This window comes from Amycolatopsis kentuckyensis, from assembly GCF_002155975.1.
Classification (GTDB): domain Bacteria; phylum Actinomycetota; class Actinomycetes; order Mycobacteriales; family Pseudonocardiaceae; genus Amycolatopsis; species Amycolatopsis kentuckyensis.
The window spans coordinates 14,761-15,157 of the sequence record NZ_MUMI01000282.1 but is presented as its reverse complement, the minus strand read 5'-3'; positions in this window follow the sequence as shown (position 1 = coordinate 15,157).

Genomic DNA, 397 nt, shown 5'->3' with positions numbered 1-397 from the left:
GGTAGCGAGCGAACGGGCGGGCTCGAGCCGGGCTGTTCGTGGGCGAGGTGGCGGGGCCGGGGCGAACTGGGCTGTTGCGGGCGAGGGCAAGGGCGAGTGGCGGAGCCGAGCGAGCCGGGCCGTTCGCGGGCGAGCCGTGCCGAACCAAGCTGCCCGAACCAAGCTGCCGAACCAAGCTGCCCAAGGCGAGCGCAAAATCACAACCAACATAGGCGAGCACCCCGGCGAACCCGGCCGAACCCACCCCACTGTCCGGTTGCTCTGCGCGCACAACCCCTGGGCGAATTGCCCGGTACCTATCTTTTGTCCCGTCCGACGAAAGTCGGTACCGCCCGCCCCGCCGCGGGATCACCCTCGGAGCCACCGATGCCGGCACGCAAGCCGGCTCGTCCGGCGC